Annotated in this window: 19 protein-coding genes; 8 read left to right on the top strand and 11 right to left on the bottom strand. The window is 72.6% G+C overall.

What is annotated here, in order from left to right; translation table 11 throughout:
* The first annotated feature begins 524 nt into the window (after positions 1–524).
* Positions 525–1,535: a tryptophan--tRNA ligase gene (trpS, locus tag QIT00_RS07375; protein ID WP_282534544.1), complete on the top strand. Its 1,011-nt coding sequence runs from the start codon at positions 525–527 to the stop codon at positions 1,533–1,535.
* A gap of 44 nt (positions 1,536–1,579) precedes the next feature.
* Here trpS and proC read toward each other — a convergent pair whose 3' ends face one another.
* Complete coding sequence (proC, locus tag QIT00_RS07380) at positions 1,580–2,389, bottom strand: pyrroline-5-carboxylate reductase (RefSeq protein ID WP_282534307.1); 810 nt, start codon at positions 2,387–2,389, stop codon at positions 1,580–1,582.
* 158 nt (positions 2,390–2,547) lie between these two features.
* Entirely contained in the window at positions 2,548–3,321 is a 774-nt protein-coding gene (locus tag QIT00_RS07385; RefSeq protein WP_282534545.1) for an ABC transporter permease, read from the bottom strand.
* Positions 3,322–3,581: 260 nt separating this feature from the next.
* On the opposite strand from QIT00_RS07385, the gene QIT00_RS07390 reads away from it, so the two are divergent.
* Positions 3,582–4,826, top strand: coding sequence for an IS110 family RNA-guided transposase (locus tag QIT00_RS07390; RefSeq protein WP_282534308.1), 1,245 nt, complete (start codon positions 3,582–3,584; stop codon positions 4,824–4,826).
* Between the two features lie 17 nt (positions 4,827–4,843).
* Here QIT00_RS07390 and QIT00_RS07395 read toward each other — a convergent pair whose 3' ends face one another.
* Positions 4,844–5,665: an ABC transporter ATP-binding protein gene (locus QIT00_RS07395; protein ID WP_282534309.1), complete on the bottom strand. Its 822-nt coding sequence runs from the start codon at positions 5,663–5,665 to the stop codon at positions 4,844–4,846.
* Between the two features lie 128 nt (positions 5,666–5,793).
* The gene (locus QIT00_RS07400) at positions 5,794–6,303 is read right to left on the bottom strand and encodes an EamA/RhaT family transporter (RefSeq protein ID WP_282534310.1); all 510 of its coding nucleotides are present in this window, start codon (positions 6,301–6,303) and stop codon (positions 5,794–5,796) included.
* Between the two features lie 139 nt (positions 6,304–6,442).
* Here QIT00_RS07400 and QIT00_RS07405 point away from each other — a divergent pair, with 139 nt between their 5' ends.
* Positions 6,443–8,821, top strand: a complete 2,379-nt coding sequence (locus tag QIT00_RS07405) for a protein kinase domain-containing protein (protein ID WP_282534311.1) — start codon at positions 6,443–6,445, stop codon at positions 8,819–8,821.
* A gap of 167 nt (positions 8,822–8,988) precedes the next feature.
* Here the strand turns inward: QIT00_RS07405 and QIT00_RS07410 are convergent, their stop codons facing one another.
* The 5 genes from QIT00_RS07410 to QIT00_RS07430 form a co-directional block, all read right to left on the bottom strand.
* Positions 8,989–9,288: an SH3 domain-containing protein gene (locus tag QIT00_RS07410; RefSeq protein WP_408909734.1), complete on the bottom strand. Its 300-nt coding sequence runs from the start codon at positions 9,286–9,288 to the stop codon at positions 8,989–8,991.
* A 122-nt stretch (positions 9,289–9,410) separates the two neighbouring features.
* Positions 9,411–11,264 (bottom strand): dihydroxy-acid dehydratase, encoded by a 1,854-nt coding sequence (ilvD, locus tag QIT00_RS07415; protein WP_282534312.1) that lies wholly within the window; start codon positions 11,262–11,264, stop codon positions 9,411–9,413.
* 152 nt (positions 11,265–11,416) lie between these two features.
* Positions 11,417–12,025 carry a TetR/AcrR family transcriptional regulator gene (locus QIT00_RS07420; RefSeq protein WP_282534313.1) on the bottom strand — a complete coding sequence of 203 codons (609 nt, stop codon included), beginning with the start codon at positions 12,023–12,025 and terminating at the stop codon, positions 11,417–11,419.
* Positions 12,022–12,870 carry a sugar phosphate isomerase/epimerase family protein gene (locus QIT00_RS07425; protein WP_282534314.1) on the bottom strand — a complete coding sequence of 283 codons (849 nt, stop codon included), beginning with the start codon at positions 12,868–12,870 and terminating at the stop codon, positions 12,022–12,024. The genes QIT00_RS07420 and QIT00_RS07425 overlap by 4 nt, the downstream gene beginning before the upstream one ends.
* Before the next feature lie 129 nt (positions 12,871–12,999).
* Complete coding sequence (locus tag QIT00_RS07430; RefSeq protein ID WP_282534315.1) at positions 13,000–13,968, bottom strand: Ppx/GppA phosphatase family protein; 969 nt, start codon at positions 13,966–13,968, stop codon at positions 13,000–13,002.
* A 71-nt stretch (positions 13,969–14,039) separates the two neighbouring features.
* Here QIT00_RS07430 and QIT00_RS07435 point away from each other — a divergent pair, with 71 nt between their 5' ends.
* Positions 14,040–14,939 (top strand): hypothetical protein, encoded by a 900-nt coding sequence (locus QIT00_RS07435; RefSeq protein WP_282534316.1) that lies wholly within the window; start codon positions 14,040–14,042, stop codon positions 14,937–14,939.
* 109 nt (positions 14,940–15,048) lie between these two features.
* On the opposite strand, the gene QIT00_RS07440 is transcribed toward QIT00_RS07435, so the two are convergent.
* Entirely contained in the window at positions 15,049–16,746 is a 1,698-nt protein-coding gene (locus QIT00_RS07440; protein ID WP_282534317.1) for a BACON domain-containing protein, read from the bottom strand.
* Positions 16,747–16,967: 221 nt separating this feature from the next.
* On the opposite strand from QIT00_RS07440, the gene radA reads away from it, so the two are divergent.
* Both radA and disA read left to right on the top strand, forming a co-directional pair.
* Entirely contained in the window at positions 16,968–18,371 is a 1,404-nt protein-coding gene (gene radA, locus QIT00_RS07445; RefSeq protein ID WP_282534318.1) for a DNA repair protein RadA, read from the top strand.
* A gap of 231 nt (positions 18,372–18,602) precedes the next feature.
* Positions 18,603–19,727, top strand: coding sequence for a DNA integrity scanning diadenylate cyclase DisA (gene disA, locus QIT00_RS07450; protein ID WP_282534319.1), 1,125 nt, complete (start codon positions 18,603–18,605; stop codon positions 19,725–19,727).
* 110 nt (positions 19,728–19,837) lie between these two features.
* On the opposite strand, the gene QIT00_RS07455 is transcribed toward disA, so the two are convergent.
* Positions 19,838–20,650: a hypothetical protein gene (locus QIT00_RS07455; protein ID WP_282534320.1), complete on the bottom strand. Its 813-nt coding sequence runs from the start codon at positions 20,648–20,650 to the stop codon at positions 19,838–19,840.
* A gap of 191 nt (positions 20,651–20,841) precedes the next feature.
* On the opposite strand from QIT00_RS07455, the gene QIT00_RS07460 reads away from it, so the two are divergent.
* Both QIT00_RS07460 and QIT00_RS07465 read left to right on the top strand, forming a co-directional pair.
* A complete protein-coding gene (locus tag QIT00_RS07460; protein WP_282534321.1) occupies positions 20,842–21,540 on the top strand; it encodes a phosphatase PAP2 family protein in 699 nt (232 codons plus the stop codon).
* A gap of 76 nt (positions 21,541–21,616) precedes the next feature.
* Positions 21,617–22,537: an HhH-GPD family protein gene (locus QIT00_RS07465; RefSeq protein WP_282534322.1), complete on the top strand. Its 921-nt coding sequence runs from the start codon at positions 21,617–21,619 to the stop codon at positions 22,535–22,537.
* The last annotated feature ends 133 nt before the right edge of the window (positions 22,538–22,670 follow it).

Below are 22,670 nucleotides of genomic sequence, written 5' to 3' on the forward strand. Positions count from 1 at the left end.
GTTTGCTTTCCGGCCCTTCCGGGCCTTTCGGCGGTGTTGACTCTATCAGATCCTTTCGGGCCTGATTCCCTGCCAACCGGGTTTGTCGTTGCGGCTGTTGGGCCGTTCCGACGAGTGAGACTTTAGCGGAATCCCGGCCCCGAACCTAATCGGGGTTGCGCCCTTTCGAACGCGGATTCCACATTCCGCAAAAGCACACGAAAAGAAGACCGCGACGATGCGCGGTTCGATCCTTGGGTTCTTGCTGAATGGCTGTCCGGGGACCAACCGGAGTCGGCGCTCACGTCGGACAACTCGCAGGACTCTACGTAGGCCGAATGGCCCTGTCAACCTGGGGCCTGGGTCGCTATGGTGGCGGCATGACTACGCACGCGTGCACCAATCAGTGGTGGGCCGCCTGACGGCGGCCGTACCTACGCGTGCATCAACGGCCGCCGCCTCGGCGGCCGTTTGCGTATCCCCTTCCTGAGGACCGCGGCTCGGCCGGCGGACCGGCGGTGGCCATGACTCAGGAGGAAGAAGCAGTGACGCGGATCTTCAGTGGCATCAAGCCGACCGGCCACCTCACGTTGGGGAACTACCTGGGCGCACTGCGCCAGTGGGTCGAGGTGGACCAGCACCGCGCGGAGTCGTTGTTCTGTGTGGTGGATCTGCACGCCCTCACCGTGGAGCACGACCCGGCGCGGGTGCGCAGGCTCAGTCGGCAGGCGGCGACGCTGATGCTGGCGGCTGGGCTCGATCCCGAGCGGTGCGCGGTGTTCGTGCAGAGCCATGTCGACGAGCATGCGCGGCTGTCGTACCTCCTTGAGTGCGTCGCCAATGACGGGGAGATGCGGCGGATGATCCAGTACAAGGAGAAGTCCGTGCGCGAGCGGGAGCGGGGCGGGAGTGTGCGACTGTCGCTGCTGACCTACCCCGTACTCATGGCGGCGGACATCCTGGCCTATGGGGCGGACGAGGTTCCTGTGGGTGAGGACCAGACGCAGCATGTGGAGCTCACGCGGGATCTGGCCGTGCGGTTCAACCAGCGGTACGGGCACACCTTCGTGGTGCCGCGGGCCACGCCGCCGAAGGTCGCCGCGCGGGTGATGGATCTGCAGGAGCCGACGTCGAAGATGGGGAAGTCCCATGAGTCGGGTGCCGGGATCGTCTATCTGCTCGATGAGCCCGAGGTCGTACGGAAGAAGATTCTGCGGGCCGTGACCGACAGTGGGCGGGAGGTCGTCTACGACCGGGAAGGCAAGCCCGGGGTGTCGAATCTGCTGGAGATTCTGGCGGCGTGTGAGGGGCGTGGGCCCGAGGAGTTGAGCGGGGCCTTCGATTCGTACGGGGAGTTGAAGAAGGCGACCGCCGAGGCCGTGGTGGAACTGCTGCGGCCGGTGCGGGAGCGGCACCGGGAGTTGTGTGCCGAGCCGGGGCGGGTCGACGCGGTGCTGCGGGCCGGGGCAGAGAAGGCGCGGGCGATGGCGCGGCCGACGGTTGATGCCGCGTACCGGGCGATGGGGCTGATGATGCCTGCGGGTGGCGAGGTCTGAGGGGGACGTGCGGCGCCGTTCTCCGGAACGGCGCCGCAGTCGTGTCAGCCGTTGCCGGAGGCGAGTTCGCGGCTGCGGTCGCGGGCGGCTTCGAGGGCGGCGATGAGGGCCGCGCGTACGCCGTGGTTCTCCAGCTCGCGGATGGCGTTGATGGTGGTTCCGGCGGGGGACGTGACGTTCTCGCGGAGCTTGACCGGGTGTTCGCCGCTGTCGCGGAGCATCACGGCGGCGCCGATGGCGGCCTGGACGATCAGGTCGTGGGCCTTGTCCCGGGGCAGGCCGAGGAGGATGCCGGCGTCGGTCATGGCCTCGACGAGGAAGTAGAAGTACGCCGGTCCTGAGCCGGAGAGTGCCGTGCAGGCGTCCTGCTGGGCCTCGGGGACGCGGAGCGTCTTGCCGACGGCGCCGAAGATGTCCTCGGCGTGGCTGAGGTCGGCCGGGCTGGCGTGGGAGCCGGCGGAGATGACCGACATGCCCTCGTCGACGAGGACGGGGGTGTTCGGCATGACGCGGACGACCGGGGTGCTGCCGGGGAGGCGTTCCTCGATGAAGGCCGTCGTGATGCCCGCCGCCGCGCTGATCACCAGGCGGTCCGCGGTGACGTGCGGGGCGAGTTCGTCGAGGAGTGCGCCCATGTCCTGCGGCTTGCAGGCGAGGATCAGGGTGTCGGCGTGCTTGGCGGCCTCGGCGTTGGTGACCGGGTCGACGCCGTAGCGGGTGCGGAGTTCCTCGGCTCGTTCGGCGCGGCGGGTGGTGACCAGGAGGTCGGCGGGGGCCCAGCCGGCCCGGATCATTCCGCTGAGCAGGGCCTCACCGATCTTGCCGGTGCCGAGGACTGCGACTTTCTGGGTCATGAGCGGGTGCCTTCCGGTGAGTCGTCCACGGTCATCCTCGCATCGGGCGGCGGAGGCGCGATCAGGTGTCCGATGGGCGGTACGACTCCCCGTACGGCAGGGCTCCCCGTACGGCAGGGCTCCCCCTACGGCAGGGCTCCCCCTACGGCAGCGGACGCTCAGGCCGTGCGGCGGCGGAGGGTGGCGGCGCCGAGGGCGAGGACCAGGAGGGCGCAGGCGGCTACGACGAGGATGTCGCGGATGAAGTCGGCGGTGACGTCGGTGTGCTGGAGGACTTCGTTCATGCCGTCGACCGCGTACGACATGGGGAGGACGTTCGAGATCGCCTCCAGGACGGGGTGCATGGTGTCGCGCGGGGCGAAGAGGCCGCAGAGGAGGAGCTGGGGGAAGATCACGGCCGGCATGAACTGGACGGCCTGGAACTCGGAGGCCGCGAAGGCCGAGACGAAGAGGCCGAGGGCGGTGCCGAGGAGGGCGTCCAGGAGGGCGACCAGGAGCAGCAGCCAGGGCGAGCCGATGACGTCGAGGCCGAGGCCCCACAGGGCGAGGCCGGTGGCGAGTGCGGACTGGACGACGGCGAGCAGGCCGAAGGCGAGGGCGTACCCGAGGATCAGGTCGGCCTTGCCGAGGGGCATGGCGAGGAGGCGTTCCAGGGTGCCGGAGGTGCGCTCGCGGAGGGTGGCGATGGACGTCACCAGGAACATCGTGATCAGCGGGAAGATGCCGAGCAGCGAGGCGCCGATGGTGTCGAAGGTGCGCTGGCTGCCGTCGAAGACGTAGCGCAGCAGGAGCAGCATCACGCAGGGGACGAACAGCATCAGGGCGATCGAGCGCGGGTCGTGCCGGAGTTGGCGCAGCACGCGCGCGGTGGTGGCGAGTGTGCGGGATGCGGAGAAGGCGGGGGCGCGGGTCGGGGTGGGGGCCGGGGCCATGGCGGTGTCGGTTGCGGGGGTGGTCACTGGTCCACCATCCTTTCTGCGGGCGCCAGTTGGAGGCTCGTGGTTAGATGCCGGTGAGAGCCGGGGTGACGGCCTGGGGTGGTCGCTCTGCGAGAGCCCCGATGACACTGCCGCCCCCGGCTCTTCCGGAGCTGTCGACCGGCAACAGAGGGACGCGCCGCAGAGCGCCAGTCAGTGACCGCCCGGGGACCAGCTCCGTCACCGGCCTGTCGCTGATAGGCCCAAGGAGAGCTGTGGCACTGCCCGAGAGCGCGTACTACGTCGGGATCGACTGGGGATCGGCCGAGCACGCGGTCTGCGTCCTGACCGAGGCCGGCCGCCCCAAGACCCAGTTCACGATCACCCACACCGCCGCCGGGTTCGCCGACCTGGCCCGGCGCCTGGCCCGGCTCGGGGCAGCCGAGGACATCCCCGTGGCCATCGAGCGCCCGGACGGACGTCTGGTCGACACGCTGCTGGAGGCCGGGCATCCGGTGGTCCCGGTGAAGTCCAACGCCATCAAGGCATGGCGGGACGCAGAGGTCCTGTCCGGCGCGAAGTCCGACCCCGGCGACGCGATGGTGATCGCCGAGTACCTGCGGCTGCGGCACCACAGGCTCACCCCAGCCCGCCCGTTCTCCGAACAGACCAAGGCACTGCGCACCGTGGTCCGCACCCGCGACGACGTAGTGAGGCTGCGGGTGATGGCCACCAACATGCTCTCCGCGCTGCTGGACGCCTTCTGGCCGGGCGCGAAGGTGCTGTTCAAGGACGGTCAGTCGCCGATCGCGCTGGAGTTCCTGACCCGCTACCCGACCCCGGCCTCCGCCGCCGCGCTGGGGCAGAAGCGCATGGCCGCCTTCTGCGTCAAGCACAGCTACTGCGGCCGCCGCAGCCCTGCCGACCTGGTCAAGCGCCTGCGCTCGGCCCCGCCCGGTGTCACAGCCGAGCACCACACCGAAGCCGGCCGGGACGCCGTCATGGCCCTGGTCACCGTGCTGCGGACGCTGGGAGGCGTCAAGAAGGACCTCGACCGCTCGGTCGACGCCCACCTCGCCCAGCACCCCGACGGCCGGATCTTCGCCTCGCTGCCCAGAGCCGGACGCGTCAACGCCGCCCAGATGCTCGCCGAGTGGGGCGACTCCCGCGATGCCTACGACAACCCGGACGCCATCGCCGCATTCGCCGGGGTCGCCCCGGTCACCAAGGCATCCGGACGCATGCGCGGCGTCTCCTACCGCTGGGCCTGCAACAAGCGCCTGCGCCAGGCCATCACAACGTTCGCGGACAACAGCCGCCACGAGAGCGCCTGGGCGGCCGACACCTACCAGCGCGCCCGCGCCCGCGGCATGGACCACCCGCACGCCACCCGCGTCCTGGCCCGCGCATGGGTCCGCGTGATCTACCGATGCTGGCTCAGCCACGAGCCCTACGAACCCGAACAGCACCGCGCAGCACGGCCCTTCACACCCCAGCCCGAGCTGATTCAAACAGTCTGAGGTTGACACAGGGGGTGTCATCGCGCCGGCTCCTGTCGGTCGTCAGTGGTGGTGGTGGCGGCGGCGCGGTCGGCGTGCGCTCGGGCGTTGGCCTCGTCGACCAGCTGGAGGAAGGCGGACTCGACGGTTCCGGAGGTGCCGCGCAGGGCGTCCGGGGTGTCGTCGGCGAGGATCTCGCCCTCGCGCATGAGGAGGAGGCGGTGGCAGCGCTCGGCCTCGTCCATGACGTGTGAGGAGACGAGGAGGGTGGTGCCGCGCCCGGCGATGGTGTGGAAGAGGTTCCACAGGTCGCGGCGGAGCACCGGGTCGAGGCCGACGGTGGGTTCGTCGAGGACGAGGAGTTCGGGGCTGCCGAGCAGGGCGACGGCGAGCGAGACGCGGCTGCGCTGGCCGCCGGAGAGGGTGCCGGCGAGGGCGTCGGTGTGCGAGGTGAGGTCGACCTCGGCGATGGCGCGGGTGACGTCGGCGCGGCGGCGGGTGGCGGCCGCGCGGCCCGGGTCGAGGATCGCGGCGAAGTAGTCGAGGTTCTGGCGGACCGTCAGGTCGTCGTAGACGGACGGGTCCTGGGTCACGTATCCGATGCGGGAGCGGAGTTCGGGGGCGCCGGCCGGGTGGCCGAGGACCCGGAGCGTGCCGGTGACCCTGGCCTGGGTGCCGACGATCGCGCGCATCAGCGTGGTCTTGCCGCAGCCGGAGGGGCCGAGGAGGCCGGTGACCTGGCCGCGCGGCACGTCGAAGCCGAGGCCGCGCACCACGGGGCGGCCGCCTCGTACGACGGAGAGGTCGGCGGCATGGATGGCGGTGTGCACGGCTGCGCCCCTTCCGGACGAATAATTCATCACGTGATGAATAATCCTCCTGGGTGGGGCGGGGAGTCAAGGCGTGGGGCGTCGAGGTGTGGGGCGTCAGGGTGTGGGGCGTCAAGGTGTGGGAGACCGGCGGGACCGGGCCGGCCGCCGGGTTGCGGCTACTTGCGCTTCTTCCTGCGGTTCGCCGGGTTGCCCGCGCGGCGGGAGGTGCGGCGTTCGTACTGCTTGACGGCCGCTTCGTACTCCGCGCGGCGGAGCTTCTCGCCGGGGGCCTCGGACAGGGAGCGGAGGAAGTACGCGAGCAGGACGCCGACGAAGCCGATGGCCGTCATCGAGCGCAGGGAAGCCTGCGTCTGCGGGTCCGGGCGCCTGCTGTACGCGTCCCAGGTACGGCGGAACGCGAGCGCGCTGCAGACGGCGAAGACCGCCACGACCAGCAGGTCGACGAAGGCGCCGACCTTCGCGATCTCCAGTCCCTCGTACGCGAACCGGAGCAGCAGGCAGCCGCCGAACGCGGCCGAGATCGAGCCGAGGGCGACGGCGGCGCGGCGCAGTCCGTACTTGCCGGAGTGGTCGAGCCAGTGCGTGCCGAAGAAGCGGATGGGCTCGGGTTCGGGGCCGCCCTGGCCGTCCTGGGTGCGGGCTTCGGATTCGGGTGCGTCGCTCACGGTGCCGATTATCGCGCGCGGCGGGCGCGATACGGAGTGCGCGCTACCGGCCCCGCGGCGGCCTTCTGTCGGTGGGGCGCGCTAGTTTGGTCGGACGGCCGGGCGCGACGGCCGGGGGCGACTGGGGGAGGTCGGCGCAGTGCGGCTGCGGTCAGGTGATCCGGAGACGATCGGCGGCTACCCGCTGGAGCGGCGGCTCGGGGCGGGCGGCATGGGCATTGTCTATCTGGCGCGTACGGCGTCGGGGCGGCGGGTCGCGATCAAGCTGATCCATCAGCAGTTCGCGGACGACGAGGAGTTCAGGACCCGGTTCCGGCAGGAGGTCTCGGCGGCCCGGCGGGTCAGCGGCGCGTTCACGGCGGCCGTGGTCGACGCCGACCCCGAGGGTGCGCACCCGTGGATGGCCACGGCGTACATCGAGGGCCCCACGCTCTCCGAGCGGATCACGTCGGGCGGGCCGCTCGGCGGCGGGGAGCTGCGCACGCTCGCGGTCGGCCTGGCCGAGGCGCTGCGCGACATCCACCGGGTCGGCGTGGTGCACCGCGACCTCAAGCCGTCCAACGTCGTGCTCTCGGCGGAGGGCCCCCGGGTGATCGACTTCGGCATCTCGCGCGCCGCCGACCACCAGACGCTGACGATGACGGGGCGCGTCATCGGCACACCGCCCTTCATGTCGCCCGAGCAGCTGCAGGCGCCGCGCGACGTGGGCCCCGAGTCGGACGTGTTCTCGCTCGCCACGCTGCTCGTGTTCGCGGCGACGGGGCAGGGGCCGTTCGACGCGGACAGCCCGTACCTCACGGCGTACCAAGTGGTGCACGAGGAGCCGAGGTTGAGCGCCGTGCCGACCGTGCTGCGGGCCGTGGTCGAGCCGTGCCTCGCGAAGGACCCGGGCGAGCGGCCGTCCACGGACGAGCTGCTCGCTCAACTCCTCGCGCTTCCTACGGGCTTTCACGTGGGCTTTCACGTGGGCGCGGGCTCGGGCACGTCCGCCGGTGGGCCCGTGGACTCGGCGACGCGGGTGCTCGGCGGGGGCGCGCGGGGCCAGACCACTGGGCCGGAGCGCGTGGAGCGGCCCGAGCCGGTGGAGCAGGTGGAGCAGGCGGGGCCGCGCACCGGTTCTCGTACGCTCACCGGCATCGGGCCCGGCCTGCGCAGACGGTGGCGGTCCGTGCTCGCCGCGGCCGTCGCGGTGGCGGCCGTCGCGAGCGGCGTCGCCCTGCTCGGCCCGGACCGCGGCGCGGACGCGCAGAACACGGCGCAGGGCGAGCAGCCAGGCGCTGGCTCCCCCGGAAAGCCGCTGCCCGAGGGCTTCGCGCCCTGGGAGGTGTCGGTACGGGGCGGCAAGGGCATCCCTGACGAGTTGCGCTGCGTGCCGCGCGGCGCCGACCTGTACTGCGGGGGCGGCGGGGTGGTCGCCACCCGGCTGCGGGCGGCCGACGGCAAGCGGCTGTGGACGGTGCGGAGCCCGGGCGTACCGGCGAACGGGATGCACTTCGTCGGCGTGACGGGGGCGGGGACGGCGTCGGGAGGCGAGGTGGAGAGCGCCGCGGACGCGGGGCAGAACGGTGCGGACGCGGGCCCTACCGTCGTCGGCTACCGCATTCCCGACGGTGCCGGATCACCCCAGGTGGTCGCGCTGACCGAGGGCGGCAAGGAGCGCTGGTCCGCGCCGCTGGGCGGGGAGTCGACGCTGCTCACCGGGCGTACGCAGAGTGCGGTCCTGCACCGCGGGGACGTGCTGTCCGTCGACCCTGCGGGGACGCGGATCGAGGCGCGGCGGGCGGGCGGCGACGGCAGTGTCCGCTGGTCCCGGCCCTTCCCGCCCGGTACGCAGTGCGCGCCGTACGCCCCGAATCCGCGCGCGGCCCGGCTCTACGCCCTCTGCGCGTCGGCAGCGGAGGTGGAGTCCGTGCAGGTGGACCGCCCGACGCTGCGGCTGCTCGACCCGGCGGACGGGCGGCTCGGCGAGCCGGTCCGGCTGAAGGGGCGGTGGCGTCCCGTCGGTGAGGCGGACGGGAAGCTCGTCCTCGTCGAGGAGCGGATGGAGGGGCTCGACTTCGCCGGGTACTCGGCGGTGGCGCTGTTCGACCCGCGGACCGGCAAGGTCGGCGAGCACGCGCTGCGCGGGGCGTCCGGGGATTCCGTCGCGGTGGCGGAGGGTGCGCAGCCCACGGTCGTCGCGGGCGCGCTGCACTTCGTGGAGCGGAGCGGGCGGGTGCACTCCGTGGACCCGGCGAGCGGGCGGGTGCGGTGGTCCCGGCAGACGGGTGTCGAGTGGGCCTCGGCGCCCGTCGCCTCCGACGGGGTGCTGTACTTCGGCTCGGCCAGCGGCCGCGTCGCCGCGCTCGACGCGCGCGAGGGCGAGCTGCGGTGGGCTACGCCGCCGCGGGTCGAGAGCCCTGGGAGTGAGATGGGGGCTACGGCTCGGGTGGTGGTGGCGGGGCGTGCGGTGATTGGTTCTGCGGGCGGGAACACGGTGTTCGGGTTCGATGGGGGGCGGCCGCCGGAAGAGGGGTGAGCCCCTGCCCCGAGCTTCCGGGCTGCCGGGTCCGCACCCGCCGTGGTGTGTCCGCCTCGTCAGCGGCTGACCCGCCGTCGTGGCTGGTCGCGCCCACGCGGCGGAGCCGCCAATGTCACAGCCCCGCGCCCCTATCGGGGCCCCCAGCACACCCCCGTACGAAACTCTCAGCAGCGCGGTGCCACGTACCCGTCGCTGCCCGTCCTTACGTACGCGTCCGAGACGTAGCGGCCGGAGCCTATGCGGTCCCAGATGGCGGTCGTGCCGGTCGGGCCCGTGATCGTCTGGCCCGGGGTCTGGCAGTGGAGGGTGACGCGGGTGCCCGCCTCGATGCGGCCGACCTTGGCGTACGAAGTGCCGGGGCCCGAGCGGACGTTGACGTCGGCGACGACCGTGTACGTCCGCGTGCCGGCCGCCGCGGTCTGCATCGCCGAGGCCGTGTCTCTGATCGTGACCTGCTCACTCATGCCGCTCTCCCCCGTGTCCGCGGCACGCCGCTGTGCGTGCCGTCCCCCATGACGACGAGCAGCGGGCCCCCGTCAGTTCCCTGGACGGGGGCCTGCTGTGACGCAGAAAGACGCGGAGAGGCTCAGCCGAGCTTGGAGACGTCCCGCACCGCGCCCTTGTCCGCGCTGGTCGCCATCGCCGCGTACGCCCGCAGCGCGGCGGAGACCTTGCGCTCGCGGCCCTTCGGGACGTACGAACCGCCGAGCGCCGCCTCACGACGGCTCAACTCGTCCTCGTCCACGAGGAGTTCGATCTGGCGGTTCGGGATGTCGATGCGGATGCGGTCGCCGTCCTCGACCAGGGCGATCGTGCCGCCGGAGGCCGCCTCGGGCGAGGCGTGGCCGATGGACAGGCCCGAAGTGCCGCCGGAGAAGCGGCCGTCGGTGATCAGGGCGCAGGCCTTGCCGAGGCCGCGGCCCTTCAGGTACGAGGTCGGGTAGAGCATCTCCTGCATGCCGGGGCCGCCCTTGGGGCCCTCGTAGCGGATGACGACGACGTCGCCCTCCTTGACCTGCTGGGTGAGGATCTTCTCGACGGCCTGCTCCTGCGACTCGCAGACCACGGCCGGGCCCTCGAACGTCCAGATCGACTCGTCGACGCCCGCCGTCTTCACGACGCAGCCGTCCACGGCCAGGTTGCCCTTGAGGACCGCGAGGCCGCCGTCCTGGGAGTAGGCGTGGGCGACGGAGCGGATGCAGCCGCCCTCGGCGTCCGTGTCCAGGGAGTCCCAGCGCTCAGACTGCGAGAAGGCCTCGGCGGTGCGCTTGCAGCCGGGCGCCGCGTGCCACAGCTCCTCGGCCTGGGCGGAGGCGGCGCCGGAGCGGACATCCCACTCGGCCAGCCAGCCGTCGAGGTCGTCGGAGTGCACGGAGTGCACGTCCTTGTTGAGCAGCCCGCCGCGGTGCAGCTCGCCGAGCAGGGCGGGGATGCCGCCGGCGCGGTGCACGTCCTCCATGTAGTACGTCTTGCTGCCCGCGACGTTCGGGGCGACCTTGGAGAGGCACGGCACCCGGCGCGAGACCGCGTCGATGGCGTCGAGCCCGAAGGGGACGTCGGCCTCCTGCGCGGCGGCGAGCAGGTGCAGGATCGTGTTGGTGGAGCCGCCCATGGCGATGTCGAGGGCCATGGCGTTCTCGAAGGCCTGGAACGTGGCGATGTTGCGCGGCAGGACGGACGCGTCGTCCTGGCCGTAGTACCGCTCGGTGAGCTCGACGACCGTGCGGCCGGCGCGCTCGTACAGGTCCTTGCGGGCTGTGTGCGTGGCGAGGACGGAGCCGTTGCCCGGCAGGGACAGGCCGATGGCCTCGGTCAGGCAGTTCATCGAGTTGGCGGTGAACATGCCGGAACAGGAGCCGCAGGTCGGGCAGGCGTTCTCCTCGATACGGAGCATGTCCTCGTCGGAGATCTTGTCGTTGACCGCCTCCGACATGGCGTCGACCAGGTCGAGCGTGCGGACCGTGCCGTCGACGAGGGTGGCGCGGCCGGACTCCATCGGGCCGCCCGAGACGAAGACCGTCGGGATGTTCAGGCGCAGGGCGGCGTTGAGCATGCCCGGCGTGATCTTGTCGCAGTTGGAGATGCAGATCAGGGCGTCCGCGCAGTGCGCCTCGACCATGTACTCCACGCTGTCCGCGATCAGGTCGCGGGACGGCAGGGAGTAGAGCATGCCGCCGTGGCCCATCGCGATGCCGTCGTCCACGGCGATGGTGTTGAACTCGCGCGGGATGCCGCCCGCTTCCTTGATCGCCTCGGAGACGATCCGGCCGACGGGCTGCAGGTGGGTGTGGCCGGGCACGAACTCCGTGAAGGAGTTGGCGACGGCGATGACCGGCTTCCTGCCGATGTCCGCGCCGGGTACACCGGAGGCCCGCATAAGGGCGCGGGCGCCCGCCATGTTGCGGCCGTGGGTGACAGTGCGCGACCTCAGCTCGGGCATCGCCGCTCGCTCCTTCTCCAGGCCCTTCAACAGGGCCTACTAAGGGTCAGACTGCCTTCGAGAGTACGCCCGAGATCCAAGATCCGGACACCCTGTCCGCATTTCGGGACGCGCGGCCCACGTACCGGGCACCCGGACGGAGAGCCGCGCGCTCACGCCTGCGTCAGATACCGCTGCAGCGTCGGCGCGACCAGGGCGATGATCTCCTCCTGGTCCACGGACGCCAGCGGCTCGACCTTGATCACGTACCGCACGAAGGCGATCCCGACCAGGTGCGAGGCGGCGAGCTCCGCGCGGAACTTGGGCTCCGGCACGTCCAGGTCGTCCGCGACGCGCTCCAGGAGGCGGCGCAGTACGAACGTGCGCAGCGCCTTGGCGGCCGCCTCGTGCGTCACCGCGGAGCGGATCACGGCGAGCAGCGGGGCCCGGGTGGCCGGGTTCTCCCACACCCCGAAGAAGAACCGGGCGAGCCGCTCACCGACCTGCTCGGGCCCTTCGGCGAGTACGGCGGGGACGACCAGGGCGGGCTCGAAGCTGACCTCGATCGCGGCGGCGAAGACCTCGTCCTTGCTGCCGAAGTAGTGGTGCACGAGCGCCGCGTCGACGCCCGCGACCTTGGCGATGCCGCGTACGGACGTCTTGTCGTAGCCACGCGCGGCGAACTCGGCGCGGGCGGCCTCCAGGATGCGCTCGCGGGCGGGCGTCCGGTCCTGCTCCGTGTGCGCGGGCCGGCCGCGGCGGCGCGGCGGCTCGGCGCTCACGCGCGCTCCGAGGAGGCCCGGCCGGAGGCCGCCCGGTTCGGGGCGGACGCGAGGTGGAGCCGGGTGAACGCGAGGGCCTCGGCGAGGTCGGCCTCCCGCTCCGCGCTGGACATCGCGCGGCGGGTGTTGACCTCGATCACCACATGGCCGTCGAAACCGCCGAGCGCGAGCCGTTCGAGCAGTTCGGCGCAGGGCTGGGTGCCGCGACCGGGGACCAGGTGCTCGTCCTTGGCGGAGCCGTTGCCGTCGGCGAGGTGGATGTGGGCGAGCCGGTCGCCCATGCGGTCCACCATGTCCAGGGCTTCGGTGCGGGCGGTCGCGGTGTGCGAGAGGTCGACCGTGAAGTGCCGGTAGTCGTCCTTGGTGACGTCCCACTCGGGGGCGTACGCGAGCATCTCGCGGTCGCGGTAGCGCCACGGGTACATGTTCTCCACCGCGAACCGCACGTCCGTCTCGTCGGCCATCCGCCACAGGCCGGTGACGAAGTCGCGCGCGTACTGCCGCTGCCAGCGGAACGGCGGGTGCACGACGACCGTGGACGCGCCGAGCTTCTCGGCGGCGGCCTGGGCGCGCTGCAGCTTCACCCACGGGTCGGTGGTCCAGACGCGCTGGGTGATCAGCAGGCAGGGCGCGTGCACGGCGAGGACCGGGATGCCGTGGTAGTCGGAGAGGCGGCGCAGGGCCTCGATGTCCTGGCTGACGGGGTCCGTCCAGACCATGATCTCGACGCCGTCGTAGCCGAGGCGCGCGGCGATCTCGAACGCCGTCGCCGTCGACTCCGGATAGACCGAGGCCGTCGACAGGGCGACCTTCGCATCCGGGATGCGCACCACTGGTTCTGCCACGAAGGACAGGGTACGGGCCGCCGCGCACCATCCGGACGGTGACTTCCGGCACGTACGCGAAGGCTTGCGAAGGCTTACGGAGCGGGTGCGGCCAGGTTCCGCAACGCGCACTCAGCCTGTAACGCGCACTCAGCCCGTGGCCGTCGCGGCGCCCTCGTCCAGCTGCACGCCCTCCGGGAGGTGGTCGAGGCGGCGCAGGATGACGCCCTCGCGCAGCGCCCAGGGGCAGATCTCCAGGGTCTCGACACCGAACAGGTCCATGGCCCCCTCGGCCACGAGCGCGCCCGCGAGCAGCTGGGCCGCGCGGCCCTCGGACACCCCGGGCAGCTCGCCGCGCTCGTCCACGGTCATCGCGGCCAGCTGCGGAACCCAGTCCTCCAGGGACTTCCGCTTGAGCTCCCGCTGGATGTAGAGCCCCTCGGCGGACCGCGCGGCCCCGGCCAGCCTGGCCAGCTGCTTGAACGTCTTGGACGTGGCGACCACATGGTCCGGCGAGCCGAAGCGGCTGAACTCGCCGACGGTACGGGCGATCTGGGCGCGCGCGTGCCGGCGCAGCGCCTTGACGTCCTGCGGGTCGGCCGGGTCGCCGGGCAGCCAGGCCGAGGTGAGCCGGCCGGCGCCGAGCGGCAGCGAGACCGCGGCGTCGGGGTCCTCGTCGATGCCGTACGCGATCTCCAGGGAGCCGCCGCCGATGTCGAGGACGAGCAGCTTGCCCGCGGACCAGCCGAACCAGCGGCGGGCCGCGAGGAACGTGAGCCGCGCCTCGTCCTCGCCGCTGAGCACCTGCAGCTCGACCCCGGTGGCCTCCTTGACCGCTCTCAGCACCGCGTCGGCGTTGCTCGCCTCGCGCACGGCGGAGGTCGCGAAGGAGAGCACCTCCTCGCAGCCCTTGTCCTCGGCGGCCTCCAGGGCCTCAAGGACGGTCGTGATCAGCCGGTCGACGCCCTCGGGGCCGATCGCGCCCGAGGGGTCGAGGAGTTGGGCGAGCCGCAGCTCCGCCTTGTGCGAGTGCGCGGGCAGCGGTCGCGCGCCGGGGTGGGCGTCCACCACCAGCAGATGCACCGTGTTCGAACCCACGTCGAGGACACCGAGTCTCATACGGAAAACGCTACTGCCCTCCGCAGGCCCGCCGGTCCACTCCACCAGGTCCGCACGCATACCCTGGATTCGTGGCCAAGACGAAAAAGGCGAAGACCGACAAACCTTCCAAGGCGCCCAAGAAGGACGGGGAGAACGGGAAGAACGCCCAGCACGAGAAGCACGGTGAGCACGGCAAGCACGGCAAGCACGGCAAGCACGGCAAGAAGGCCGCTGCCGCCGTGCCGGACGAGCAGGGCCTCGACTTCGCCCGCGCCTGGGTCGAGTTCCCCGACCCCGCCGACGACGAGCAGGTCTTCCGCTGCGACCTGACCTGGCTCACCTCGCGCTGGACCTGCATCTTCGGCAGCGGCTGCCAGGGCATCCAGGCGGGCCGCGCCGACGACGGCTGCTGCACGCTCGGGGCGCACTTCTCCGACGAGGACGACGAGAAGCGCGTGGCGGGGCATGTGGCCAAGCTCACCCCGGAGATCTGGCAGCACCACGATGTCGGCACGCAGACGGGCTGGATCCAGGAGGACGAGGACGGCGAGCGCCAGACCCGCCGCTTCGAGGGCTCCTGCATCTTCCAGAACCGCCCGGGCTTCACGGGCGGCGCGGGCTGCTCGCTGCACATCCTGGCGCTGCGCGAGGGCCGCGAGCCCCTGGAGACGAAGCCGGACGTCTGCTGGCAGCTCCCGGTCCGCAGGACGTACGAGTGGATCGACCGGCCGGACGACAGCCGGGTGCTGCAGATCTCCATCGGGGAGTACGACCGCAGGGGCTGGGGCCCGGGCGGCCACGACCTGCACTGGTGGTGCACCTCGGCGACGTCGGCGCACGGCGCGGGCGAGCCGGTGTACGTCTCGTACCGCCCGGAGCTGATCGAGCTGATGGGCAAGGAGGGGTACGAGCGGCTCGCGGAGCTGTGCGAGGAGCGGCTCGCGTCCCAGCTCCCGCTGGTGGCACCGCACCCGGCGGACCCCGCCTGAGGCGCGCGACTGCCCCGGCCGGGCTGCTGAACCGTCACTGCGGGTCTGCTGAACCGTCACTGCTGGGGCTGCTGAACCGTCACTGCTGGGGCTGCTGAACCGTCACTGCTCAGCCTGACTGGCTCGGCGATCCCGTGCCCGAGGGGCTCGTCGTCGGGTCCGTGGGCGACGGGTCGGTGGGCGTCGGCGTGGGATCCGTCGGGCTCGGGTCCGTCGGTGACGGGTCGGTGGGGCTCGGGTCCGTGGGCGACGGGTCGGTCGGCGTGGGATCGGTGGGCGTGGGGTCCGTGGGCGTCGGCGAGGTGGGCCGACCCGGATCACTGGGCGAGGGAGAACCCGCGCCACGACCGTCGATCACCACCACGGAGTCTCCGGGACCGATGCGCACGCGCGCGTGCCACCTGCCCGCGGGCTCCCGGCTCTCGTCGACGTACACCCGGAGCGTCGTGGACCGGCCCGGTTCGAGCACCCCCGACGTCCGGCTCAGCCACAGCCAGGACGCGCCCTCGTACGCCGACCAGTGCACCGGCGCACCGCCGGACGCGGTCAGCGTGATCAGCGTCGAACCCCCGCTGGGCTGCGCGTCCACGGTGAGGCGCCCCGGTCCCACACCCGTGCGGGTGGGGGCATCGCCGGGGCTGATCACCTCGACCGAGACGTCCGGCGACCGGCCGTCGTCCGTGAACCGGGAGTCGGGCTCGCTGCGCGCGTTGCCCGCGTTCTCGTAGTGGTCCGCGCGGCCGCCGTCGAGGCCGGTGGAGCCGTCCTCGCTCGCGCTGACCGAGGGGCCGCCCATGGCCTCGCCGGTGAGCGGCGCGCCTCGGTACGCCGCCCACAGGGCGAGCACAGGGGCCGCGACGACGGTGGCGACGACCGTCGTCGTCACCGCGCGGGCGCGCATCCGGTCCCGGCGGGCCGCGTGGTCCTTGGGGTCCATCGGGAAGCCCCGCCGGTCGAACCGGGGGGCCTGCGCACGCGCGCGTGGTGCCCGCACCATCGCGCCGTGCACGGCGTCGCGCGGCGCCGGGACCACGGGCAGCGCGGCGGGCGCGGCCGCGGTGCCCGGCCAGGCGGCGGCCCCGGCGCGCTCGGCGGTACGGCGGCAGCGCGGGCAGTCGTCGACGTGCCGGACGAGCTCGCGGCGCAGGGCCGCGCCGAGGAACACCTGCTTGTCGCCGGTGAGCCGGACGATGCTCGGGCACGTGCCGGTCTCGACCACGGCGAGCGCGGCCCTGGTGCGCTCCACCTCACAGGCCGCGGCGGCGAGCAGCTCACGCGCGGCGTCGCCTTCGAGGCCGAGCACCGCGCCGACCTCGCCGGCCGACAGGCCGTGCCGGACCGCGAGTTCAAGGGCCTCGCGCTGTTCGGGAGTGGTGCCGGCCGCCTCCGGCCAGGCCAGCAGGGCGAGTTGGCGGCGCCGCTCGCCGTCGACCGCGTCGGGCACGGCTGCTCCGCCGCCGCTCTGCGGGGCCCGGCCCGCCACATGGGCGCCGCCCTGCCGCTTCCGCTTGGCCTCGGCGAGCCGTCGCAGACAGGACCAGCGCGCGAGCGCGTACAGCCACGCGCGGCGTGCGGTGCCTTTCTCGGGGGCGCGTGACGAGCGCCGTTCGGCGAGCGCGAGGACGTCGCCGAGGGCGGCGGTCGCGGCGTCGTGGTCGCACAGCACGGACAGGCAGTACGTGAACAGGCCGTCCAGATAGGGCTCGTGGCGCGCCGACGGCTCCTGCGGGACGGTCCTGGGCGCACGACGGTGCGCCCGGTGTGCGCCGGTGGTCTTCGTGGGATGCTCCGGGCTACTGGTCGTCACGCGTGCGACCGTAGGGGCCATGGACCGGGGTGGTCCGCCCCCTTCAGCACCTTTAATCCTTACGGGTGAACAGATCCCTCGAAAGGGGACAGGAACCCCTCATTCCGTCGCAGCGGCCGGGCAGGGGCGCACAGAAGCACGCCCCGGTGCACAGGTGCCGGGCGGACGGGTACGGCCGCCCCCGGGCCGGATTGTCAGTGGCCCCCGCTACGGTTTCGCACATGGCTGCCCGTACGAAATCCACCAAGGACCGTCCGTCGTACCGCTGCACGGAGTGCGGCTGGCAGACGGCCAAGTGGCTCGGCCGCTGCCCCGAATGCCAGGCCTGGGGCACGGTCGAGGAGTACGGCGCGCCCGCGGTCCGCACCACCGCCCCCGGCCGCGTCACCAACTCCGCCCTGCCCATCGGCCAGGTCGACGGCCGCCAGGCCACCGCCCGCTCCACGGGGGTGGACGAGCTGGACCGCGTGCTCGGCGGCGGCCTCGTGCCCGGCGCCGTGGTGCTGCTCGCCGGCGAGCCCGGCGTCGGCAAGTCCACCCTGCTGCTCGACGTCGCGGCGAAGGCGGCGAGCGACGAGCACCGCACGCTCTATGTGACGGGCGAGGAGTCCGCGAGCCAGGTCAGGCTGCGCGCCGACCGCATCAACGCCCTGAACGACCACCTGTATCTGGCCGCGGAGACCGATCTCTCCGCCGTCCTCGGCCACTTGGACGCGGTCAAGCCCTCCCTGCTGATCCTCGACTCGGTGCAGACGGTCGCCTCGCCGGAGATCGACGGCGCCCCCGGCGGCATGGCCCAGGTGCGCGAGGTCGCGGGCGCCCTGATCCGCGCCTCGAAGGAACGCGGCATGTCCACGCTCCTCGTCGGCCACGTCACGAAGGACGGCAACATCGCGGGCCCCCGCCTCCTGGAGCACCTGGTGGACGTGGTGCTGTCCTTCGAGGGCGACCGGCACGCGCGCCTGCGCCTGGTCCGCGGCGTCAAGAACCGATACGGGGCGACGGACGAGGTCGGCTGCTTCGAGCTGCACGACGAGGGCATCACCGGACTCGCCGACCCCAGCGGCCTGTTCCTCACCCGCCGCTCCGAGCCGGTCCCCGGCACCTGCCTGACCGTCACCCTGGAGGGCCGCCGCCCGCTGGTCGCCGAGGTCCAGGCCCTGACGGTCGACTCGCAGATCCCCTCCCCCAGGCGTACGACCTCCGGTCTTGAGACCTCCCGCGTCTCGATGATGCTCGCCGTGCTCGAACAGCGCGGCCGCATCAGCGCCCTGGGCAAAAGGGACATCTACAGCGCGACGGTCGGCGGGGTGAAGCTCTCCGAACCGGCGGCCGACCTCGCGGTGGCCCTCGCCCTGGCGAGCGCCGCGAGCGACACCCCGCTGCCGAAGAACCTGGTCGCGATCGGCGAGGTCGGCCTGGCGGGCGAGGTCCGAAGGGTCACGGGCGTCCAGCGCAGACTGGCCGAGGCCCACCGCCTGGGCTTCACGCACGCGCTCGTGCCGAGCGATCCGGGCAAGGTCCCGGCCGGCATGAAGGTCACCGAGGTCGCCGACATGGGGGACGCGCTGCGAGTCCTGCCGAGGTCCCGCCGCAGAGAGCCCAAGGAAAGCCAGGAGGGCTAGGAGGACCAGGAGGGGGCCAGGAGGGCTAGGCGCTCGCCACCCGGGTAGACGCACCCCGCCCGAAGGGTGGGGGAAGGACTCAGCGGACACGGCCTGGGACCGCCGGTAGACTTTGCCCCGGTCTCGCCCATCCGTACGAACCAGGGGCCGTACGAGCAAGGGGCGTACGGCACCGAGCACCAGGTGTTCCGTACACACCGAGGGCAAGGAAACCGCGACCGGAGGAGTGCAGTGGCAGCCAATGACCGGGCGGCAGCTCCCGGCAAGTCGGGTGGGAGCTCCGGCTCCGATGGGCTGATGCGCGCCTCGCTGAGCGCGGTCGCGCCCGGCACCGGGCTGCGCGACGGCCTGGAGCGCATCCTCCGCGGCAACACCGGCGGACTCATCGTGCTCGGCTCCGACAAGACCGTCGAGGCGATGTGCACGGGCGGCTTCGTCCTCGACGTGGAGTTCACCGCGACGCGACTGCGCGAGCTCTGCAAGCTCGACGGCGGCATCGTCGTCTCGTCGGACCTCTCCAAGATCCTGCGGGCCGGCGTCCAGCTCGTACCGGACCCGACGATCCCCACCGAGGAGACCGGCACCCGGCACCGCACCGCGGACCGCGTCAGCAAGCAGGTCGGCTTCCCGGTGGTCTCGGTCTCCCAGTCGATGCGCCTGATCGCGCTGTACGTCGACGGGCAGCGCCGCGTCCTGGAGGACTCCGCCGCGATCCTGTCCCGCGCCAACCAGGCCCTGGCCACCCTTGAGCGGTACAAGCTCCGCCTGGACGAGGTCGCGGGCACGCTCTCCGCCCTGGAGATCGAGGACCTGGTGACGGTCCGGGACGTGACGGCGGTCGCCCAGCGCCTGGAGATGGTCCGCCGCATCGCCACGGAGATCGCCGAGTACGTGGTGGAGCTCGGCACCGACGGCCGGCTTCTCGCCCTGCAGCTGGACGAGTTGATCGCGGGCGTCGAGCCGGAGCGCGAACTCGTCGTACGGGACTACGTCCCCGCGCCGACCGCGAGGCGCTCCCGCACGGTCGAGGAAGCGCTGCACGAGCTGAACGAGCTCACCCACCCCGAGCTGCTCGAACTCCCCACCGTGGCAAGGGCGTTGGGGTACACGGGCTCACCCGAGACGCTCGACGCGGCGGTCTCGCCGCGCGGCTTCCGGCTCCTCGCGAAGGTGCCCCGGCTGCCCGGCGCGATCATCGACCGCCTGGTGGAGCACTTCGGCGGCCTGCAGAAGCTGCTCGCGGCGAGCGTGGACGACCTGCAGACGGTGGACGGCGTCGGCGAGGCCCGCGCGCGGAGCGTCCGCGAGGGGCTTTCGCGGCTTGCGGAGTCGTCGATTCTTGAGCGGTACGTGTAGGTCGCCGCCTGACTGCGGCGCTGTCGTTCGTCTGCTGCACCGTCGTGGTTGCTCGCGCCCCGCGGCGGAGCCGCTGATGTCACAGCCCCGCGCCCCTTATCGGGGCACGACTACGCCTCCTTGAGCACGAACGAAGCCCGCGCCGTCGGCAACCCCGGCGTCTTCGCCTCGACCAAGTACGTGCCGGGCTCGGCCGATCCGGGGCGCGGCGTGGCGCACTCCTTCTCGCTCGGCTTGCGGTCCCACTCGACGGCGTGCGTGAACTTGCCGCCCTGGGCCACCTTCAGGAAGACATGGGCGGGGCCTGCCGGGCAGTCGTCCGAGGCCCACAGGACGTCGCCGCCGTCGGCCTGAGTGATCGTCAGGATCGTGCCCTCGGGACCGACATCGACCTTGCAGGCGCTGGCCGAGGTGTTCTCGGCGATCATCTCGAACTTCGGCTTCTCGCCCGGCTCGTACTCGTTGCGGACGCTGCGCAGGGTCCACATCACCTGGGACGGCGTGCAGTTGGCGAGCGCCGCGCCCGCCGGAACCCGCGTACCGGAGCCGTCGGCGACGCCGTTCTCGCCCACGTCACCCTTGGTACCGCCGACGCCGCCCGAGTCGCCGCCCGCACCCGAACCGGAGCCCGAACCGGAACCGGAACCGGAACCGCCACCCGAACCGCCGCTCTCGCCCGACTCGTCCCGCCCGCCCGGCTGTTCACTGATGGCGGGGCCGGAACCGGAAGGTCCGGGAGTGATGGAGGGCGCGGGCCCCTTGCCGTCCGGTGTGCCCGATCCGCCGGCGCCTCCGCCGCCCCCGCCCGTGACGGCCCAGGCGGCGAGCAGTGCGAGCACCGCGACCACGGACAGCAGAACTGCCCTCCGTCGCCAGTAGATGGAGGAGGGAAGCGGCCCGATCGGATTGCGCAGAGATCCCACGGCCCAAACCTTACGAGAGATCGGCCCCAACTCCCGCCCCCACCCGCCGCCCTGGGCCCGGACTTTTACGGATCATCAGCCCGGAGGGCCCTCGGGCGACCCCGGGTCATGACTTTCGTCAGGTGCCTTCCTGGTCGTTCGCGGGAGGTGGCGGGTCGGAGCTGCCCGTAGCGTCCACGACCATGGATGGCATGGAAAGCAACACTCCGGTCGACACCTCCGACCTCTATCGCGACATCACCGGCTTCGCCCACGACACCCCGGCCTGGCTGCAGACCGTGGCCGAAGTGTGGACCGAGGCCGGGCTGTTGCTCTTCGGCGTGCTCTTCGTGGCGGCCTGGTGGCGTGCGCGGCGCGGCGATCCGCGCGCTCTGGCGATATCGGTCCTGGCGCCGCTCGGCACCGCTCTCGCCTATGTGGTCAGCGAGTTGTCCAAGTCGGTGGTGGACGAGGAGCGGCCGTGCCGGGCCGTCGCGGGTGCGGCGGCGTCCCTGGTGGAGTGTCCGCCGGTGGGCGACTGGTCCTTCCCCAGCAACCACTCCACGATCGCGGGCGCCGCCGCCGTCGCCCTGGTCCTGGCCTGGCGCTCGCTTGCCTGGCTGACGCTGCCGATGGCGGTCCTGATGGCCTTCTCCCGGGTCTTCGTCGGCGTGCACTACCCGCACGACGTGGCGGTCGGCCTGCTGCTCGGCGCGCTCGTGGCGTTCCTCGCGGTCCGCGTCGGCACCCGTCCCGGCGCGCGGGTCGTCGCGGCGATGCGCGGTTCGTCAACGGGCGTGGTGCGCTGGTTCGCCGGTCCCGGTGACGCCGCCGTACGCGGTGACGCGGGCGGTGCGCACCTGCCCGCGCCCCCGCAGCCCGGCGCGTACCAGGGCGAGCGGACCCGCTGAGGCGGCAGGGCGGCGGACGGTGTACGGCACGGCGATGTCCCCGCCCTCAACTCGCCCGTGGGACACTCGCCGTGCCATGACTGCGACCGCTTCCACCCCCCAAGCACCCGACGCTCCCGACGCGTCGCACTCGCTCCACACGCCCGTCATCGCGTGGTTCGAGGCGCACGCACGCGACCTGCCCTGGCGCCGCCCCGACGCGGGCCCGTGGGGCGTGATGGTCAGCGAGTTCATGCTGCAGCAGACCCCGGTCAGCCGGGTCCTGCCGGTGTACGAGCAGTGGCTCGCGCGCTGGCCGCGCCCCGCCGACCTGGCCAAGGAGCCGCCCGGTGAGGCGGTCCGCGCCTGGGGGCGGCTCGGCTACCCGCGCCGCGCACTGCGGCTGCACGGCGCCGCCGTGGCGATAACGGAACGGCACGGCGGCGACGTACCACGCAGACACGCGCAGCTGCTCGCGCTGCCCGGCATCGGGGAGTACACGGCGGCGGCCGTGGCCTCCTTCGCGTACGGGCAGCGGCACGCGGTGCTCGACACGAATGTGCGCCGGGTGTTCGCGCGGGCGGCGACCGGCGTGCAGTACCCGCCGAACGCCACCACCGCCGCCGAGCGCAAGCTGGCCCGCGCGCTGCTGCCCGAGGACGAGTCGACGGCGGCGCGCTGGGCCGCCGCCTCCATGGAGCTGGGCGCGCTGGTCTGCACGGCGAAGAACGAGGACTGCGCGCGCTGCCCGATCGCCGGCCAGTGCGCCTGGCGCCTCGCCGGAAAGCCCGCGCACGAAGGCCCCGCCCGGCGCGGCCAGACGTACGCGGGTACCGACCGGCAGGTGCGCGGCAAGCTGCTCGCCGTGCTGCGGGAAGCGGTGGCCCCGGTGCCGCAGGCCACGCTCGACCGGGTGTGGGACGAGCCGGTACAGCGGGCCCGTGCCCTGGACGGTCTGGTGGCGGACGGCCTGGTCGAGCCGCTGCCGGGCCGTCTGTACCGGCTGCCGCTGAGCTGAGCCCCGTAGCCGCCGCGTGCCGCTGAGCTGAGCCCGTACCCACCGCGCGTGAGCCGAGCCCTGGCGCACCGCCCCTTCGAGGCCCGCACGACTCCGGTCGCGCGGGCCTCTGCCTTGGGTCCGCGCGGCCCGT

It is taken from the genome of Streptomyces luteolus (assembly GCF_029968015.1).
In the GTDB taxonomy this organism is placed as follows: Bacteria; Actinomycetota; Actinomycetes; order Streptomycetales; family Streptomycetaceae; genus Streptomyces; species Streptomyces luteolus.